This is a genomic window from Vibrio sp. 5S239, from assembly GCF_041439575.1.
In the GTDB taxonomy this organism is placed as follows: domain Bacteria; phylum Pseudomonadota; class Gammaproteobacteria; order Enterobacterales; family Vibrionaceae; genus Vibrio; species Vibrio kanaloae.
This window is the reverse complement of the sequence record NZ_JBGOOM010000019.1, coordinates 36,784-54,595: the sequence shown is the minus strand read 5'-3', so window position 1 is coordinate 54,595 and position 17,812 is coordinate 36,784. Positions and strand designations below refer to the sequence as shown.

Here is a 17,812-nt window from a genome sequence, read left to right as displayed (position 1 = left end):
GCGCCTCTTTTTTATATTTGTTCACTTCCGTTTAGTGTTTACTCATCTTGTTAGTGATGCCAACGCATCGCCTTGTTTATGCGTTTTAAGCACTAGCTAGCCACCGCTTGCAACCAATCCTTTTTGATCCCAATCGCTGTCCTGTGTAGAATACTCGGATTCTCGGAAGAAGTTGCGTAGAGCAAGAGCAATGAGTCATATACTAGATAAAATCGATACAGTTTACCCGTTTCCGCCTAAGCCAGTTCCATTGAGCGACGCTCAAAAACAGGCCCACATCGTAAACATCAAAAAACTACTTCAAGAAAAAGATGCAGTTCTAATTGCACACTACTACACCGATCCTGAAATTCAGGCTTTGGCAGAAGAAACTGGTGGTTTCGTTGGTGATTCATTAGAAATGGCTAAGTTCGGTAACCGTCATTCAGCAAGCACTTTGATCATCGCTGGTGTTCGTTTCATGGGTGAGTCTGCAAAGATTCTTACTCCTGAAAAACGCATTCTAATGCCAACACTTGAAGCTGAATGTTCACTTGATCTTGGCTGTCCGGCTGACAAATTTACAGAATTTTGTGATGCTCACCCTGACCATACCGTGGTTGTATACGCGAACACCTCTGCAGCTGTTAAAGCTCGTGCAGACTGGGTAGTTACGTCGAGCATCGCTTTAGAAATCGTTGAAAGCCTAGACGCTGAAGGCAAACCCATTATTTGGGGCCCAGATCGTCACTTAGGTTCTTACATCGCAAATCAAACCGGCGCTGACATGTTGCTTTGGCAAGGTGAGTGTATCGTTCATGATGAGTTCTCAGCTGATGCTTTGAAAAAAATGAAATCGGTATACCCAGATGCGGCTATCTTGGTTCACCCAGAATCACCAGCAAGCGTGGTTGAACTGGCTGATGCTGTAGGCTCAACAAGCCAACTGATCAAGAAAGCAAAAGAGCTGCCTCATCCACAGATGATTGTTGCGACAGACAAAGGTATCTTCTTTAAGATGCAGCAATTGGTTCCTGAAAAAGAGCTGATTGAAGCGCCGACAGCCGGTGCTGGTGCAACGTGTCGTAGCTGCGCACACTGTCCTTGGATGGCAATGAATGGCCTTGAAGCGATTGAAAACGCGCTTGAGAATGGTGGTGAGCAACACGAGATCTTCGTTTCTGACGAATTACGCGTTAAGTCTCTTATTCCATTGAACCGCATGTTAGATTTTGCTGAACAGCTTAATGTGCAAGTGAAAGGCAACGCTTAATTTCATTATTGGGCTGTTATTATGAATAGAAAACCAGCTTGTAGTGCTGGTTTTTTTGTACCTAAAGATAGGTTGCGAGTATCAATCTTGTGGCCATGTATCTTTTTCTTATGGTACATCTTGTTGATATCGCGTATTTTTTCTAGCATGTAAGTAAGAGAAAAAGATTTGAGGCTCGAATGATAATCTGGTTACAACTCAAACGCTGGGTCAAAGCAAATATCTTTGTTTTGAACGGAAAAAACTTGCTGTTTACCTTTCTTGGTTACGTATTTTTGTCGTGGTCGACGTTGTATCTAGCGGGTGAATCGGACCTAACCAGTTCGTTTACCACATTCGCTTACTATCTAGTCGTGACTGCGTCGACGGTGGGTTACGGTGATTTATCACCAACGACAGATGCAGGACGATGGATCGTTATACTGTTCGTGATTCCGGGAGGGCTTAGTCTTTTCGCGGCATTACTCGGTAAGGTCGCGACAGAAGGTGTTGAATATTGGCGAGCGGGTTTGTTAGGAAAAAGGAGAGTTAGAGTGGACAACCACATTTTGATGCTTGGATGGAATGAGCAAAGAACCATTCACCTCATTCGTATGTTACAGCACGAAGAAACGGGTAAACGACCAATCGTGTTATGTACGCGTTCAGATATCGAGAACCCGTTACCCGGTGAAATAAATTTCGTTAAAGTAAACAGCTACACCGATGGCAAAGAGATGGAGAAAACGGGCATTGAGTCGGCCAGTTGTATTCTCATTGATAATCCTGAAGACGATATAACTTTATCTGCGGCGCTTTACTGCGCGAACCGAAATCCTAAGGCGCACCTTCTGGTGTACTTTAAAGATGAAGCATTGAGTGATTTGTTGCATCAGCATTGCCCTAACTCAGAATGTATTCCGGCGGTGGGGGCAGAAATGCTGGCCAAGGCTGCGGTAGATCCGGGGTCGAGTGCGCTTCACCAAGAGCTATTGAGTACGACAAGGGGGATGACACAATATTCAACTTATTACCCTGAGGGGGCTGAGCCTGTAACGGTTGCGCCAATTTTTTCGGTGTTCAAAGAGAAGTATCAAGCCACGTTGATTGCGATTGATACGGGCAGTGGTATTGAGCTTAACCCTGAGCTAGACCAAGTGGTCAACAGCGGGACTAAGTTGTTCTATATTGCAGATGAACGAATTGATCACTTCGATTGGAAAGGCTTTTAAACGATTGATATACCTTCAGAACTAAAAAAGGCCTCATTGTGAAGTGAGGCCTTTTGTTATTGTTTGGTCGAGAGAGTTAAGCTTATTTTTTCAGAGCTTATTAATATTCTCTAGGTTATTGAGCTTCAGCTAATGCAATGCCACGTTGCGTTAGACCGCACAGCATCACAGGAACCGCATTAAAGATCTCTTCGAACTGCTCTAAACCTTCAATGCCTTGCTCTGCAAGTGTCGCGATTGAGGTTTCTGGATCGTAAAGCATGCTTAGTGAAAGCAGCACACCGCCAACCAGCGCATTGTCTTCGCTGTCTTCTGGCATCAATGTTTCCCAATCATCACGGGCAATCTGCCAACCTTGAAGTAAGCCTTCACAAAAATCGCGAGCAGCTGTGTTGACGACTTCTTCATCATCCAATTGACAAGTTTCAGGCCAAACCCAAGTGCCTTCAATCAGTTCTGGGCGGGTTTCGTTCCAAAGCGCGATGATAATTTCAATGTAGCTTTCAAGTTGCTCACCATCAGTAAAAGGAGCGACTTCTTCACCACCCCAAAGGAACGGAAGCCATTCATGAGGAGGTAATACGTTAGGTGCCGCTGCCATTGCAGTGACAAATCCTATGGTTTTGTGTTCTGTGATTAGCTTTCCTTCCAACTCTGGAAGCGCAAGAATATCTTGTAAAGTCAAAGTGAGGTACCGTAAAAGGGAACATATTTGCGCTTATAGTACCAATGAACTTGCGCCAATCAAGCTTCAATCTAAAAAGGCTTGATGTCCTTGATGATAAACACTAGGTTTAACAAAAACGAAAATAACAAAAAAATTATGCAGATACGGTCGTCTCTTAAGAAAAACAGTATGGTAGCGCTCGGGTTATACTTGGCCATGTTCATTGCCATTGTCGGTAGCGTGACGTACCACGTCGTAGAGACTCCTGTACGTGCCGAATTAGAACAAAACCTAGACCTACGTGCTGAGTTGTTATCCGCATTGATTACAGAGCCACTCAGTAGCTCTAAAGGTGTTGTCGATAGCCTAGTCGGTTTCGCTCAGAAACAACGAAAAGGTTCAGAGGTTGCTTCGGTATTAAAGTCAATTTTGGCGGCGAGCGACGATACGATCGTTAGCGCGGGCATTTGGCCAGAACCTTACGCACTTGATCCGAATAAACGCCTGAACAGCTACTTTTTCAACAAAGCCGATGATGGCAAGATTGATCAACTGTTTTCTTATAACAATCCTAAGAACGCGCCTTACCATCAAGAATATTGGTACACTTCTGTTGTTGATGAGCCGCAAGGAAGCACCGTATGGAGCGATGTGTATGTCGACCCGTACACACACGTTCGAATGATTACGGCGTCTTCCCCTTATTATTACGATGGCACCTTTGCCGGTATTGCGACAGTGGATCTCTCTCTGGAAGAGTTATTGGGTTTCATTAAAACCCACGCGGAGGAATATAACCTTGGTATCACTATAAGAGATAATCTCAACCAAGTTCTGGTTTCTCATAACTTCAATCTTGTCGAGGGAGTCTACATTAGTAATAACCAGTTTGGTGACTTCGATTGGCAAGTCGCAGTGGTTAACTCAAAACTATTGGTGGCAGACGAGGTGTTTCGTCTGGTGATGCATATTGAGGGCGGTATTGTTCCGCTATTGCTCGTGTGTGTCATGGCGGGTTATTACTTGTTGAACCGCTACTTGATTAGTCCAATTACCAATATAGCAGTTAAGATCGACGCTTCAAAAGCGGGTGAGATCATTGATGTTGAGTATTCAAGTGATGATGAAATTGGCCACTTGATTAAAACCTTTAACGAAAAGACCATTTACCTCGAAGCGGAAAAGGTTAAGGCTCAGGCCTCAACCAATGCAAAAACAGCGTTCCTTGCGACCTTATCCCATGAAATCCGAACTCCAATGAATGGCGTTTTAGGAACCGCCCAAATTCTGCTAAAAACCCCTTTAAACAGAGAGCAAGAGAAGCATCTTAAAAGTTTGTATGAGTCTGGGGATCATATGATGACTTTGCTTAATGAGATATTGGATTTTTCAAAGATAGAGCAGGGCAGGTTAGATCTAGATGAAACCCGTTTCCCACTCGATTCGATCATCGGAAGTATCAACAGTGTCTACTACACATTGTCTTCCGAAAAAGGACTTCAATTCAAAGTGTACTCTGAGGTGCCTTCTGGCCGTTGGTACTTCTCGGACAAAGCTCGACTGCGCCAAATCTTGTTTAATCTACTGAACAACGCCGTGAAGTTCACTTCAAGAGGTTTTGTTGAGGTGTACCTGAAAGAAATTATCGAAGGAAATGATGTTTTCCTTAGTATTCGAGTTCGTGACACCGGAATAGGCATATCTAAAGAAGCGCAAAAACGCATCTTCAAACCTTTCGAGCAAGCAGAATCTACGACTACAAGACGTTTTGGTGGTACAGGCCTAGGCTTAGCGATTGTGAAGGAAATTGCCCAATTTATGGGTGGCAGTATCACGGTTACCAGTGAAGAGGGGATTGGCACTAGCTTTGATGTTCGCTTAAAGATTAAGCCTTGCCAACCTGGTGAGATAGAAAGCCTACCTCATAAAAAATTGGATTACTCTGGCTTGAAAGTGTTGATTGTTGAGGATAACAGGACCAACACCGTCATCATTGAAACCTTTATGAGCAGTAAAGGATTTACCTGTAAGAACGTTGAAAACGGCGAACTTGCGCTACAAGCTGTCGTTACAGAGCACTTTGATTTAGTGTTGATGGATAACCACATGCCAGTGATGGATGGAGTGGAATCAACAACGGCTATTCGCGCTCTAATTGGTGATGTTTCATCTGTCTTAATATTTGGTTGTACCGCAGATGTCTTCAAAGAGACTCGCGAACGTATGATCGGTGCTGGTGTGGATTACATTATAGCTAAACCAATTGACGAACGGGAGCTCGACGATGCGTTATTTCGTTATTCGAATAAGCTTTATCAATTCCATGAAGCAGAAGTTTGTGCTCCGGAAATTCAAGAAGTAAAAGATCACGATTGGAAAAGTAAAAATGAGTCACTGCCTAAGCCTGAGTTACGAAGCAAAGGCAACATCGAAGAGTTGCTAGTGACACTGTACGTGGCGTTAGAAGACAACAATTTAGAGCAGATTCAATTTGCGCTAGAGAATCTGCGTGTTCACGCTAAACCTATGAACAATACAGAACTTATATCTCAAATTGATAAGGCTCTAGAGTACGTCTTCTCGGGAACGCGTCCCGCGCAAGATGTTATTGATATCATTACTGTAAATCTACCTATGGCTTAGGTGTTGTTTAATTACAGGAAGTGAACGTCAAATTGCGTAACTTTTAACCTCTATGTGGTTTTTTGGTCAAAGTGACTGCTTTTTAAGTGGTTTTTGGTTGTTAATTTACCACTTGATTTGTAATTTGGAATGTATAACTGCTAACGTTGTGTTTTAATGGTGATATTAACTGGCTGGGTGCGAATGTGCCTTGTTTATGTGTCACTAAATCACTGATCAAGCAGTGATATATTTCAGGGTTGTCTCTAATGAAGTCTCGTGGTCCATTTTGTATTCGTAATGCAGCTGCGGATACATTTGCTATGGTAGTTTTCTGTTTTATCTCTGGCATGATCGTAGAAGTGTTTATTTCCGGCATGACGTTTGAGCAGTCTCTTGCTTCAAGAACGTTATCTATTCCGGTAAACATTGCTATTGCTTGGCCTTATGGTGTATTTCGTGATTGGTTCTTACGTAATGGTGCAAAACTTTCAGAAAGTTCATTGATGAAGAACTTGGCCGATCTTATGGCTTACGTGTTATTCCAATCGCCAGTGTATGCTGGGATTTTACTAGCAGTAGGCGCTTCAACTGACCAGATTGTCACCGCGGTTACTAGCAACGCGGTTATTTCATGTGGTATGGGCGTACTTTATGGTTATTTCTTAGATATGTGCCGTAAATGGTTTAGAGTTCCAGGCTATTACCAACAAGCATAAATAAAGTGAAATAAGCGATACTTGGTTTGTTTTTGATCTAATGAGTTAATTTGTAATCGAACAAACTGAAAAAGGCACTTTTTTTGATAATGCCCCTTGACCAAAGCAAGCAGAATCAATAAAGTAGCGCCTCGTTGAGTGACAAGCTTAACACAAAATTTGTGGAAGGATGGCTGAGTGGCTTAAGGCGCTCGCCTGGAAAGCGAGTATACGTTTATAGCGTATCTGGGGTTCAAATCCCCATCCTTCCACCACTATTCAAAACCCTAGCAGAAATGCTGGGGTTTTCTCGTTCTAGAGCCTCTATAATTCTCAACTTACAATACCTTCAACATTTCGTCTGAAGTGACTCGGTGCACAAGTTAGTAAGCGCAAACGAGATCTCGATAAATTGGGATATATTTGAATGCCAAACTTATGAGACGCTTGGTTTAGGGTTAATCGAATTACAAGGTAGTTGAATGCATCACTTTAATATCCGTGCGCTTGAATATTTAAATGCGTTATCCAAATATGGATCACTACGTAACGCATCCAAAATGATGAACGTCGACCCAGCGGCGATGAGTAGGATGCTAACGCAACTAGAAGCTCAGGCTGAAATGAAAGTTTGGGAGCGAAATAACCGCCACTCACTGTTAACTGAGGCGGGTAATGAACTATTGAATTATTATCGTTCTGTCGTTCGCGGAGAAGCGGCAGTGTTAGCTCGGCTGACTAAGCTTAAAAACCTCCAAGGGGGTAACGTCAGTATTGCTATTGGTGAAGGCTTTATTACCAACTTGGTGGCTAAACCCATGCAAACCTTCATGACTCGTTATCCCGATATCAACCTTTCTATTGAGATTGCGGGAGCTCTTGATGCCGTCAAAATGCTTGAAGATCAACAGATAGATTTTGCAATCACTTATGCTTCTGCTCCACACCCTAAGTTGCATTCGCATGTCGAGCGTAGCCACCCACTGGAACTCATCGTACCTAAAGGGCATTTCCTTACCAGTAAAGAAGCTCCTATAACACTGCAGGATATTAAAGATGTTTCTGTCGCGCTAATCGATAACTCGACAGGAATGGGAAGGCTGGTAAAACACGCTGAGCAGGTATCTCATCTTACTTTACAACCAAAGCTTCAAACTAACTCGGTAACGGCACTCACTAACTTTGTGTCAGCAGGGTTGGGTGTAACCTTTATGCCAAAGCTTACCGTGATTGATGAGATCAAGTCAGGACAGATTGAAGTGGTTGCGACCGAGTTGGAAATGTTATCGAAAGCAACCGTTAAGGTTCAATCTTTAAAAGGCCGAGCACTTACGCTTCAAGCCGAAACATTGTTAGGTTTTTTGCTCGAAAATGCAACGTTCTTGAGTCATGATGCCTACAATATTTAGGCATCATAGACTTATGTAACGACTCCTCCCAAGCTTCTAAATACCGCTAATATCACAGTTCCCAACTTCCAAATTCGTTTCTAAGTTGAATTGACTTTTTATCAACGGAACCTCTATTGTTAAATCAACGCCTGCCGAATAAGTTACAAATTATTAACGAAAATAATATTTGAATTAAAAACAGTGTTTAGCCGATTGAGCTTTTGCTGGGTATTAGGGGAAGAGAATGGAAGTAATTGTAATTGGCAGCGGTGTAATTGGGTTAACCAGTGCTTGGTACCTAGCGAAAGAAGGTCACTCGGTCACGGTTATTGATCGTCAAGATAGCAGTGGTAAGGAAACTAGCTTTGCGAATGCCGGGCAAATTTCTTACGGTTATTCTTCACCATGGGCAGCGCCTGGTATTCCATTGAAAGCGATGAAATGGCTTACCCAAGAACATGCGCCTCTAAAAGTGAAGCCGTCACTTTCTCCAGAGTTAGTTTCTTGGGCGACGAAGATGCTCGCCAACTGTAACGAAGCTAAATATGCACAGAACAAATCGCGTATGTTACGAGTCGCAAATTATAGCCGAGATTGTTTGACTGATCTAAGGACCAGCGAAGATTTGGCTTATGAAGGCCGACAAAAGGGAACCTTACAAGTATTCAGAAGCGAGAAGCAACTGGACGCGATTCAGCAAGATATGAAGCTCCTACATGAAAGTGGTATTGAGCACTCGCTGTTTGGAGTCGAACAGTGCCTTTCAGTAGAACCGGGTTTGGCGGACGTTAAAGATAGGCTCGTTGGCGGTTTGTATTTACCTCATGATGAAACTGGGGATTGCCATCAGTTTTGTTTAGCCTTGACTGAGAAAGCCAAGAAAATCGGAGTTCAGTTTGTGTTTGATACCGAAGTGGTCAAGCTCAATCATCAGAATCAAACCATTGAGAGTATTACAACGACTCAAGGCGAGTTCAAAGCGGATGCTTACGTGGTTGCTTCAGGAAGCTATTCTCGAGAACTATTGAAGCAAGTCGATTTGTCGATTCCTGTTTATCCAGTGAAAGGCTATTCATTAACACTACCGATCGTGAATGCAGATAAGTCACCAACTTCGACTGTTATGGATGAAACCTATAAGGTGGCGATGACCCGCTTTGATGACCGTATTCGTATTGCTGGTACCGCAGAACTTGCTGGGTTTAATTACCTGATTCCAGAAAAACGCAAAGCCACGATTGATATGGTGATAAAAGATCTATTCCCACAAGCAGGGGACTTCTCTAAGGCTGAATACTGGACAGGTTTAAGGCCGATGACGCCAGACGGCACTCCTATCATCGGTAAAACGCCAATCAAGAATTTGTTTACCAATACGGGACACGGAACCTTGGGTTGGACGATGGCGTGTGGCTCAGGAAAGCTGTTAGCGAGTGTGGTCAGTGGCTCTGATAGTGACATTAAATCAGATGACTTGAGTATTCATCGTTACATCTAGTTCATCAAAAGACTTGGTTATACGAATCAGCCCATGTTTATCATTTAGCATGGGCTGATTTTGTTGTGGAGTTGCCGCTTATCGGGTAGTGGTTTCTAACACATGCGTGAATCGTTCCCACGATTTTTGGTCTGCTTCATTTTGGTAATTATTGGAGCCGAACACGGTAAACGCATGCGGAGCGCCACTGTAGGTGATCATTTCATGTGGAACCTTGGTCGTTTCAAGTTCAGCGGCGAGATTGCCAAAATCTTGCATTGAGATCATGGCATCAGCTGTGCCGTGGAACACGACAACCGGGGCCTTTGTCTGCGAGTAGTCTTGGCCTTTTGGTGTTGATAAACCGCCATGGAAGGTGACGTAAGACTTCGAAGGAATCCCAGCACGAGCCGCTTCCAATACAGCAGCTCCGCCAAAGCAGTATCCCATCATCACGTTATTATCTAAGTTGCCCCCAAGTCTTTTCGCTTCCATGGCTCCAGCGTTGAGCAGCGCACGCATTTTCTCTCGGTCCTTGTACAGCTCGCCTGTGTGTTGTTTTTTGTCTTTCACTTCGGTTGGGCGAATGCCTTTACCAAATAGGTCGATGGCGAACACGTTGTAACCGAGTTCGTTGAGCATCTCAGAACGCTTCTTTTCGTAATCGGTTAAGCCATCCCAATCGTGTATTAGCAGCACCAGAGGCGCTTGGTCACTGGCTTCACTCCAATACCCTTCGTAGTCCATCCCGTCGACTTGGTAAGTAACGTTTTCTCCAGAAATTGCTGAAAAGGGTAGTAAAACTGAAAACAGGCCGAGTGTAGTGAGTTTTCGCATGCGTTATTCCTTTAGATGACAATGACGTTCCAATCGAAAGTATAGATAACGCGATGATTCTCGCCAGATTTCTGTTTCTAATTTGAAGTGCAAGGGTAGGTGTGAAAAGTGAAGGGGAATTGCGTTAAACAACCATCACGATGAAGTGTGATGGTTGTTTGGCGGTGTTATCAGAAAACGGCAATTCAATAGCTTGAATTAGAAGTAAAGAGAGCAATTACCAGGAAGCGTTAGTCGTAATTCGGAACATGTCTGGATATTTTCGCTGGTAGCGTGGCAACATCGATTCGTTACCTAAGATGCCACCTTGGTGAATGTAAATGATGGTTTTAGTTGGGTTATCTTTTTGCCATTGTTCTAAGCATTGCCACATCAATGGATCGTAAAGCAGGTCAAACTCGATGTCGGTTTGCTCTTGTAGATCCAACCAAGTTTGATAATCCTGCTGATACAATTTTCCAAAGTGGTGTTTGGTTTCGAGCGATAAGATCTGTGGATGATCGGTTTCACCAAGCTCATTAAATTGCTGTGTTAAATAGTTGCTGCCACCAACACAAGCACAGGTTAACACTGGGATGTTGTGCAGCTTTAAATGCTTATGAAGGTACAGCGCAGTGCTGCCTGTCCCTGCAGGCAGGGAGACCACAAAATCGTGTTGGTTTTCGAAGCGAGTCCAGCTCAGTATTTCCATCGCCAGTTGTTTTACACCATACTCAGCAAGCTGAGAGCGTCCTCCTTCTGGTAATACAATGCAGTTGGAGTCAGGTTGTCTCACTTGCTCGATATACGCTTGTGGATGAAGCTCGGAGCCTGTTTCTTTGACTGAAATTACCTTAGCGCCAAGGTCTACAGCACCACGGTAATTACCTATTGGGCGTTCTATTAGCCACTGAGGCAGGTGGTCGACGTAGAACTCAAGCGCCCAACCTTTTATCTTTGCTAGTGCCGCGAGTGAGAAAAGAGAATTAGCCTGCGCAGAACCATAGCTGATCAAGGTTGTGGTTTCTGGGTGCTCGTCTTCCAGCAGCTTCATGAACTTGCGGGCTTTGTTGCCGCAAAAATGGGAGTGAAGCTGATCGTCACGCTTTAAGAAAAAGGTGTGGTTGTTAAATTGATGCTGAGTTACAGGGCTATTATTTAGTTTCATCGCACTTAAATAAAATGCTAACTAAAGAGCCAGCATTTTTAAATCAAATAGGACGGACGAGTATCTAGTAGCCAGAGGCGGCTGTAAACCAACTAAATCAAGTTTTCGTTCGATATTGACGCGGATGAATCGGCTTGAAAGGTGATCTTGGCTGTGCATCCACCACAGCTGCGATTGAACAATTCAAAGTCCCAATCAAAACGCTGACACAAGTCATCGACAATCAATAATCCCAGCCCATGTCCATTCGGGTTGTATTGCTCCTGCAGGCCTTCGCCTTGGTCTTCAATAACAAGACTGTCTTGGGAAAGGGTGATCGTTACTGTACCGCTATTAGTGGCTGCAATCGCGTTTCTCAGCAAGTTTCCGATCAACATATTCATGAGCGCGCTGGTGGCTTGAACGGTTGGTTCTGATTGAACTTGTAAGGTTATCTCGACTTCCTTCTCGTCAGCCTGCAATGAATTTTTAGCAATGATAGTTTCTAGCTCTTGCTGGCTAAACAAACGTAGCGGTGTATCGTCAATGTCTCTTTCATAACGAACGAGACCAAGCAGGGCATCGACCATTTCTGACATCTGAACAATGGCTTCGTCAATGCGCTCAATTTGGCGAGATTGAAATTCGGTGGTTTCACTTCTTAGCAGTAATTTATTTGCGCCACGAGCGACCGTTAACGGTGTTCTTAATTCGTGACTTGAGTAACGAGCAAACGCCTGTTCACGCTTGAGTAAGGAATTGATTTCTCTTCGATACTGATTGAGTTGGTTAGTGAGCTGACGAAACTCCACCGCGGCGTCGTCATTGACACTAAATTCTTCATTGAGGTTAAGCTTATTCGATTCCAGTTGTTCGGAAATAGAGTTAAAGGGTTCAATTAACCGTTTAGATAACCGATAGAGCAGAGCACCAAAGCTAAAAATTAGAATAGAGAGTAACGTTAGTACAAAGGTGGTCGCATAAACCAGTTCGTAAATATCAAACTCGACGCGGTCGATCTCGGAAAGCAGAACGATTGGGTGGGTTTGACCTTTATCAGAATACTCACCTACATACACCATGCGAGAGTTAGGCTCTTCACCTACTTCGCCAACAAAGCTTTCTTTGCCTTTAATGTACTTGAGGTATTCTGCAGGTATCAATGAAAGATCGTTGTAGGCGATTGTCAGGTCATCAATTCTTAACTCACCGCTTTCGCCTGCTTGGAATAAACCAACCGCATAGTTACGGTCGATCAGGATGCGTCTTTCCCCCACGCGATCTTCTGATAGATAAAGCGCAGACATAAACACTATGTAGGTAAAGACCGAGACAATAACCGCCATTAACCCAAAAAAAACCGCTAGGCGGCCGGTTAAGGTTTTGGTGCTTGTGAGAACATTTAAGATCAATTCGACGACTCCAAGCGGAATCCAACTTTAGGCACAGTGATTAACATTTGCGTGTCGAAAGGCTTGTCGAGTTGATTACGCAGCTGATAGATGTGACTGCGTAGCACATCGTTGTTGGGTTCGTTTTCCTGCCATAACTTGTAGGAAATATCTTCACGAGTCACTACCTCAGGTGCTTTTTGGCACAGCATCTCAAGTACGGTGTAAGTGGTTGGGTTAAGTGCGAGCAGTTTGTCTTTACGGTAGGCTTTACGCGTTTTTTGGTCGATGGTGAGTTCACCAAACTGAAGCTTAGAAGAGGCGACTTTTCCGCGGTAACGACGAACCAGCGCATTCATTCTTGCCTCTAGAATATCCAAATCGAAAGGCTTGGTGAGGTAATCATCGGCACCGTGTTCAAAGCCTTTTAGCATATCTTCGCGGCTATCCAATGCGGTCAACATCAAAATAGGTGTCGCGTTGCCTTGGTCTCGCAGTTTATTACAAACCGTGAGGCCGTCCATTCTTGGCAACATCAGATCCAATATGATGATATCAAATGAGTTTTCCAACGCGAGTTGTAGGCCAAGCTCACCGTTGTCCGCATAATCGAGTTCCATGCCAATACACTCAAAATAATCAAACAAGACACCTGCAATTTCACGGTTATCTTCGACTAATAGAACTCGTTTCATTTTGATTCTCATACAGAAATAGACGGTAACATTATCCTGAGTGAGCGTGAAAAATATGTCAATAACATAACTTTCACTTATGGGAGGGTAGATTGGCTCCAGATTAAAAAATAGAAGAACATATTATGTCTGAACTTCATATTAGCCGCCCAGAGATATCCACATCGCAGATTAACCCTGCGGTCTCTTTGTCTATCATTGTGCCTTTTTATGATGAACGAGAGGTGTTGGAAGAGTTCCACTCTCGCCTCACTAAGGTTCTCGATAGCTTACCTATCACGAGTGAGATTGTTTATGTCGACGATGGCAGCAAAGACAACAGCTTGGACTTGGTGAGTTCATTCACTTCAATCAATAGCTCAATTTCTGTTATCGGTTTAAGCCGTAATTTTGGCAAAGAATCAGCGATGAGCGCAGGCCTTGATCACTGTCGTGGACAAGCGGTGATTTTGCTAGACGCTGACTTACAAGATCCACCTGAGCTTATCCCGCAAATGATTGCCAAGTGGCGCGAAGGTTATGACGTCGTCAATATGCAGCGCAGCCAGCGTGATGGTGAAACGTGGTTTAAGAAGTTTTCAGCGGCAAGCTTTTACAAAGTCATGAACGTGGCTGCGAAGATTGATGTTCCTGAGAATGTGGGTGATTTTCGACTGTTAAGCCGAGAGGTTGTCGACCATATCAATCAGCTTCCAGAACGCAACCGCTACATGAAAGGCATTTTTTCATGGCCGGGTTTCCGACAAGCGACGCTTCAATTTAAGCGTGATGCTCGCTTCTGTGGTGAGACCAAGTGGAACTACCTCAAGTTAATCGGATTGGCGATGGATGGCATCACATCATTTTCTATCCGCCCACTGCGTATTGCGACGGCTGTTGGTGGTTTAGTGGCACTTACTGCTTTTGTGTATGGCGTCTTCATCGTGTTCAAAACCATGATGTTTGGTGAGCCGATTACGGGCTACCCATCCATGATGGTGGTCCAACTTGCCCTTGGCGGCATTCAACTTCTGAGTATTGGTTTAATGGGGGAGTACATAGGTCGTATTTTCATCGAAACCAAGAACCGTCCTTTGTATCTGATCCAATCGGTGGTCGATACCCCTGCATTGAAAACACATTTTAAATTAGAGGAGTCAGCATGAGCCTGAACCGAACGCACCTATGGTATTTGTTGGCTTTTGTACTGGTTCTAAGACTCCTATCTTTGGCGACTTATCCGTTAATGGATACTACGGAAGCGCGCTACGGTGAAATGGCTCGCTTGATGGTAGAAACCGACAATTGGTTAACCCCTCAATTTGATTACGGCATCCCTTTTTGGGGTAAACCACCGTTGTTCACATGGATGAGCGCAGCGGGGATTGAACTGTTTGGTTTGAGTGAGTTTGCTGTTCGTGCACCTCACTGGCTAGCCGGTTTCGCGACGATTCTGTTGGTTGCGTACATGGCCAAGCGTACCGGACAAAGTGCCTTGGTGGCGGCTGTGGTATTGGCGACATGTGGGATTTTCTCTATTGCGGCGGGTGCTGTGATGACCGACATGGCGTTAACGTTAGCGATGACCATTGCCATGTTAGGTTTCTATCTATGTTGGTTAGGAGGAGAGGGTTCGAAGGGAGAAGTTAATGCGAAGACTAATCGATCTTGGGGCTATGTTGGTTTCATTGGTTTAGCACTAGGCTTGCTGGCAAAAGGGCCGGTAGCGATTGTGATCATGGGTATCGCTGTCTTCCCTTGGTTAGTATTGCAACATGGCTTCTTTGGCGCTTTCAAAGTGCTATGGCAACGCTTTCCCCTGTTGTCTGGCTTAGGTGTGATGCTGGCGATTGCTTTGCCTTGGTACATCATGGCTGAAATGGCAACACCGGGATTTATTGATTATTTTATTGTTGGCGAGCACTTTAAGCGTTTTGTTGTGAGTGGTTGGGAAGGGGATCTTTATGGTTCGGCCCATGATGAAACAAGAGGAATGATTTGGGTTTTCTGGATTCAAGCGGCTGCGCCGTGGTCGATTGTGTTGCCTATATTGGCATTTGCTCGTCGTAAGAAAATCGCAGAAGTTAACGCTGAACATAATGGGTTGTTTTCATTCCTTGTGTGTTGGTTGGTCTCTCCTCTAATTCTTTTCACCATGTCGGGTAATATTCTTCCTGCGTATGTGTTGCCGGGTATTCCGGCCCTTGGCTTGTTGGTTGCTATACTCATAATTGAAAAAGATAAGAAGTGGTTCTCGAGCGTGGCTTTGGTTCTACCTGTGTTGCTAATGATTGCGATGGTCTACCTGAATCTCGGCAAGGCGAACGAGAAAAGTGACCGTATTATTTTCGAACAGATTACGGATTCTTCGCCAAGCTTTTACGTGGGTAAACGACCATTCTCTGGGCAATTTTACAGTCATGGTCAAGCGAAAAGACTTCTCGATATCGAGCAGCTAGATGGCATTGATAAGTTCTATCTGATTGGTAAAAGATCTGAAGTGGAAACCAAGATTAAAGAGAATGCATTAACGTGTATTCTAGAGCCAACGGTGAAAATAAAGCGTGCTTTATTCAGCTGTCATAGCTCAAGCATCAAGCCAAATCTATCGTTGAGTCACATTCAAAGTGGCAGCGATGTTCAGCGTTAACTCGGGGTTACGAATGTTCAACAACAAGCTTCAAACGCACAGTCAGAGGTTACGCTCTCACCACAAGGTGGTTCGATTTGCTGTGGTTGGGGTTGGTGGGTTTGTTGTTGATTGCTCTGTGTTTGCGTTGCTGCATTATGTTATTGGACTGCCGTTGATGAGTGCTCGAATTGGCTCTTTCATCGTTGCTGCAACGACAACCTGGTTTGGTAATCGAGTTCTGACCTTTGAGTTCAAAGGTCAGGGGAGTTGGTCCGAAAAGCTGATTCAGTGGCAAAAGTTCATGTTCTCAGCGTCGATATCTGCAGTGCCGAATCTCTTGTGCTTCAAGTTGATGACAGAATTACTGCCAGCGTTTACAGGTGCTGTGTTTATCTCAATGGCCGTTGGTATTTTGGTCGGCATGGTGACTAACTACTTGTTTAGTCAGTATTGGGTCTTTACCCGCTAGACAAGAAAAAGAAAGGCAAGTCATCTAATGACTTGCCTTTTTTATTGAATCTCTGGATAGCTCTGAAGGTGAATTTAACCCTGCTCTTTGCCTTCGTTCGCTTGTGTAGGTTGAGCCTGTTTTGTTCGAGCTGCTTTTAGTTGCCAATTCTTTATCGCGTAGCAAGTTAACCCTAAACATAGTCCCCAAAATGCGCTTCCAACTCCGGCAAAATTAATCCCCGAAGCGGTAAGCAAGAAGGTGAGGAGCGCAGCCTCCCTATGAGTCTCATCAGCAAGTGCCGTTGTTAGGCAGTTCGCAAGAGTTGGCAATAAGGCTAATCCCGCAATAGTTATAATGATGGCTTGCGGAACCGATGAGAACAGAGACACAAAGGTTGTGCCTAATATCCCTGCCAGCAGATAGAAACCACCCATCGCTAATGCTGCTTTGTAACGACTTTTCGGATTAGGATCGGCATTTGGGCTCATACATATTGCGCCTGTTAACGCTGCCAAGTTAAAGGCAAAGCCGCCAAAGGGCGCAAGTAATAACCCCGTAACGCCTGTTGTGGTGATAATGCGTGACGCTGGTGGGTTATAACCATTGGCTTTCAATACCGCAAATCCGGGCAAATTTTGAGATGCCATTGTCACCACAAATAACGGAATACCAACACTCAATAAAGACGCCAAATCAAAATCTGGGGTGATGAACATAGGTTGAGTCAGCATTAAGCTCACATCAGATAAATCGAGTTTCCCCGCGACGCCACTCATGATAACGGCAAGCAACAAGATAAACGGAATCAATAAATTACTAAACTTAGGCTTAGCGAAAATATACGCGGCTAACATGGTGCCGATGATAATCGCCTCTTGAGACAAAGAGGTAAATATCCCGATGCCAAACATCCACAACACCCCCGCTAGCATTGCAGAGGCAATCGATGTTGGGATTCGTTTAAGTAGCGTGTCAAAGATACCTGTTAGACCCGTAATAGTGATTAACAGTGAGCTAAATAAGAATATAGCTACAGCTTGCTCTACGGTGAGCCCATCCAATGAGGTAATAAGTAGCGCAGCACCCGGCGTAGACCATGCGGTCACGACTGGCTGTTTGTATCGCCACGAAAGCAAAATCGTCGTCACACCCATACCAATTCCGAGCGCCCAAAACCATGAAGCGATCTGTTGTTGGCTTGCTCCTGCACTGGTCGCCGCTTGGAAGATGATCGCCGCCGCACTCGCATAACCGATAAATACCGCAATAAAACCAGTACTGATGTGAGAAAACTTAATCTGACCCATACTAACTACTCTCGTTGTGCGTTATAACATACATAGAACTTAACTTAGCATTTGTGCGCTATAACGCACAAGTGTT

Annotated in this window: 15 protein-coding genes and 1 tRNA gene; 10 read left to right on the top strand and 6 right to left on the bottom strand. The window is 44.3% G+C overall.

Going from position 1 to position 17,812, the window contains the following annotated elements; translation table 11 throughout:
• Window positions 1-190: 190 nt before the first annotated feature.
• Together nadA and ACED48_RS14730 are read left to right on the top strand one after the other, a co-directional pair.
• Window positions 191-1,252: a quinolinate synthase NadA gene (nadA, locus tag ACED48_RS14735; protein ID WP_017055073.1), complete on the top strand. Its 1,062-nt coding sequence runs from the start codon at window positions 191-193 to the stop codon at window positions 1,250-1,252.
• Window positions 1,253-1,431: 179 nt separating this feature from the next.
• Window positions 1,432-2,463 (top strand): potassium channel family protein, encoded by a 1,032-nt coding sequence (locus tag ACED48_RS14730; protein ID WP_017055074.1) that lies wholly within the window; start codon window positions 1,432-1,434, stop codon window positions 2,461-2,463.
• Between the two features lie 115 nt (window positions 2,464-2,578).
• On the opposite strand, the gene ACED48_RS14725 is transcribed toward ACED48_RS14730, so the two are convergent.
• Window positions 2,579-3,148, bottom strand: coding sequence for a UPF0149 family protein (locus ACED48_RS14725; protein WP_017055075.1), 570 nt, complete (start codon window positions 3,146-3,148; stop codon window positions 2,579-2,581).
• A gap of 171 nt (window positions 3,149-3,319) precedes the next feature.
• On the opposite strand from ACED48_RS14725, the gene ACED48_RS14720 reads away from it, so the two are divergent.
• From ACED48_RS14720 to ACED48_RS14700, 5 genes are all read left to right on the top strand, one after another.
• Window positions 3,320-5,773 carry a hybrid sensor histidine kinase/response regulator gene (locus tag ACED48_RS14720; RefSeq protein ID WP_017055076.1) on the top strand — a complete coding sequence of 818 codons (2,454 nt, stop codon included), beginning with the start codon at window positions 3,320-3,322 and terminating at the stop codon, window positions 5,771-5,773.
• A gap of 248 nt (window positions 5,774-6,021) precedes the next feature.
• On the top strand, window positions 6,022-6,471 hold the full coding sequence (locus ACED48_RS14715) for an L-alanine exporter AlaE (RefSeq protein ID WP_017055077.1): 450 nt from the start codon (window positions 6,022-6,024) through the stop codon (window positions 6,469-6,471).
• Window positions 6,472-6,634: 163 nt separating this feature from the next.
• Window positions 6,635-6,725, top strand: a tRNA-Ser gene (locus tag ACED48_RS14710).
• A 207-nt stretch (window positions 6,726-6,932) separates the two neighbouring features.
• Window positions 6,933-7,859, top strand: a complete 927-nt coding sequence (locus ACED48_RS14705) for a LysR family transcriptional regulator (protein ID WP_017055078.1) — start codon at window positions 6,933-6,935, stop codon at window positions 7,857-7,859.
• Between the two features lie 226 nt (window positions 7,860-8,085).
• Window positions 8,086-9,339, top strand: coding sequence for a D-amino acid dehydrogenase (locus tag ACED48_RS14700; protein ID WP_017055079.1), 1,254 nt, complete (start codon window positions 8,086-8,088; stop codon window positions 9,337-9,339).
• Window positions 9,340-9,417: 78 nt separating this feature from the next.
• Here ACED48_RS14700 and ACED48_RS14695 read toward each other — a convergent pair whose 3' ends face one another.
• From ACED48_RS14695 to ACED48_RS14680, 4 genes are all read right to left on the bottom strand, one after another.
• Entirely contained in the window at window positions 9,418-10,155 is a 738-nt protein-coding gene (locus ACED48_RS14695) for a dienelactone hydrolase family protein (protein ID WP_017055080.1), read from the bottom strand.
• Between the two features lie 217 nt (window positions 10,156-10,372).
• The gene (locus ACED48_RS14690) at window positions 10,373-11,302 is read right to left on the bottom strand and encodes a pyridoxal-phosphate dependent enzyme (RefSeq protein ID WP_017055081.1); all 930 of its coding nucleotides are present in this window, start codon (window positions 11,300-11,302) and stop codon (window positions 10,373-10,375) included.
• 92 nt (window positions 11,303-11,394) lie between these two features.
• On the bottom strand, window positions 11,395-12,693 hold the full coding sequence (locus tag ACED48_RS14685; RefSeq protein ID WP_017055082.1) for a HAMP domain-containing sensor histidine kinase: 1,299 nt from the start codon (window positions 12,691-12,693) through the stop codon (window positions 11,395-11,397).
• Window positions 12,690-13,367 carry a response regulator transcription factor gene (locus ACED48_RS14680; protein WP_017055083.1) on the bottom strand — a complete coding sequence of 226 codons (678 nt, stop codon included), beginning with the start codon at window positions 13,365-13,367 and terminating at the stop codon, window positions 12,690-12,692. Before ACED48_RS14680 ends, ACED48_RS14685 begins: the two co-directional genes overlap by 4 nt.
• Before the next feature lie 125 nt (window positions 13,368-13,492).
• On the opposite strand from ACED48_RS14680, the gene ACED48_RS14675 reads away from it, so the two are divergent.
• From ACED48_RS14675 to ACED48_RS14665, 3 genes are read left to right on the top strand one after another with little or no spacing between them, the layout of a single operon-like run.
• Window positions 13,493-14,512, top strand: coding sequence for a glycosyltransferase family 2 protein (locus tag ACED48_RS14675; RefSeq protein WP_017055084.1), 1,020 nt, complete (start codon window positions 13,493-13,495; stop codon window positions 14,510-14,512).
• A complete protein-coding gene (locus ACED48_RS14670; protein WP_017055085.1) occupies window positions 14,509-15,996 on the top strand; it encodes a glycosyltransferase family 39 protein in 1,488 nt (495 codons plus the stop codon). The genes ACED48_RS14675 and ACED48_RS14670 overlap by 4 nt, the downstream gene beginning before the upstream one ends.
• Window positions 15,983-16,447, top strand: a complete 465-nt coding sequence (locus tag ACED48_RS14665; RefSeq protein WP_017055086.1) for a GtrA family protein — start codon at window positions 15,983-15,985, stop codon at window positions 16,445-16,447. The genes ACED48_RS14670 and ACED48_RS14665 overlap by 14 nt, the downstream gene beginning before the upstream one ends.
• Before the next feature lie 74 nt (window positions 16,448-16,521).
• Here ACED48_RS14665 and ACED48_RS14660 read toward each other — a convergent pair whose 3' ends face one another.
• Window positions 16,522-17,736, bottom strand: a complete 1,215-nt coding sequence (locus tag ACED48_RS14660) for a benzoate/H(+) symporter BenE family transporter (protein WP_017055087.1) — start codon at window positions 17,734-17,736, stop codon at window positions 16,522-16,524.
• Between the last annotated feature and the right edge of the window lie 76 nt (window positions 17,737-17,812).

What these genes read in the sequence shown, in the direction of transcription:
- ACED48_RS14720 (WP_017055076.1), top strand. Translation starts at nt 3,320, where the DNA reads ATGGTAGCGCTCGGGTTATACTTGGCCATGTTCATTGCCATTGTCGGT.
- ACED48_RS14715 (WP_017055077.1), top strand. Translation starts at nt 6,022, where the DNA reads ATGAAGTCTCGTGGTCCATTTTGTATTCGTAATGCAGCTGCGGATACA.
- ACED48_RS14695 (WP_017055080.1), bottom strand. Translation starts at nt 10,155, where the DNA reads ATGCGAAAACTCACTACACTCGGCCTGTTTTCAGTTTTACTACCCTTT.
- ACED48_RS14690 (WP_017055081.1), bottom strand. Translation starts at nt 11,302, where the DNA reads ATGAAACTAAATAATAGCCCTGTAACTCAGCATCAATTTAACAACCAC.
- ACED48_RS14705 (WP_017055078.1), top strand. Translation starts at nt 6,933, where the DNA reads ATGCATCACTTTAATATCCGTGCGCTTGAATATTTAAATGCGTTATCC.
- ACED48_RS14670 (WP_017055085.1), top strand. Translation starts at nt 14,509, where the DNA reads ATGAGCCTGAACCGAACGCACCTATGGTATTTGTTGGCTTTTGTACTG.
- ACED48_RS14660 (WP_017055087.1), bottom strand. Translation starts at nt 17,736, where the DNA reads ATGGGTCAGATTAAGTTTTCTCACATCAGTACTGGTTTTATTGCGGTA.
- nadA (WP_017055073.1), top strand. Translation starts at nt 191, where the DNA reads ATGAGTCATATACTAGATAAAATCGATACAGTTTACCCGTTTCCGCCT.
- ACED48_RS14730 (WP_017055074.1), top strand. Translation starts at nt 1,432, where the DNA reads ATGATAATCTGGTTACAACTCAAACGCTGGGTCAAAGCAAATATCTTT.
- ACED48_RS14665 (WP_017055086.1), top strand. Translation starts at nt 15,983, where the DNA reads ATGTTCAGCGTTAACTCGGGGTTACGAATGTTCAACAACAAGCTTCAA.
- ACED48_RS14675 (WP_017055084.1), top strand. Translation starts at nt 13,493, where the DNA reads ATGTCTGAACTTCATATTAGCCGCCCAGAGATATCCACATCGCAGATT.
- ACED48_RS14700 (WP_017055079.1), top strand. Translation starts at nt 8,086, where the DNA reads ATGGAAGTAATTGTAATTGGCAGCGGTGTAATTGGGTTAACCAGTGCT.
- ACED48_RS14680 (WP_017055083.1), bottom strand. Translation starts at nt 13,367, where the DNA reads ATGAAACGAGTTCTATTAGTCGAAGATAACCGTGAAATTGCAGGTGTC.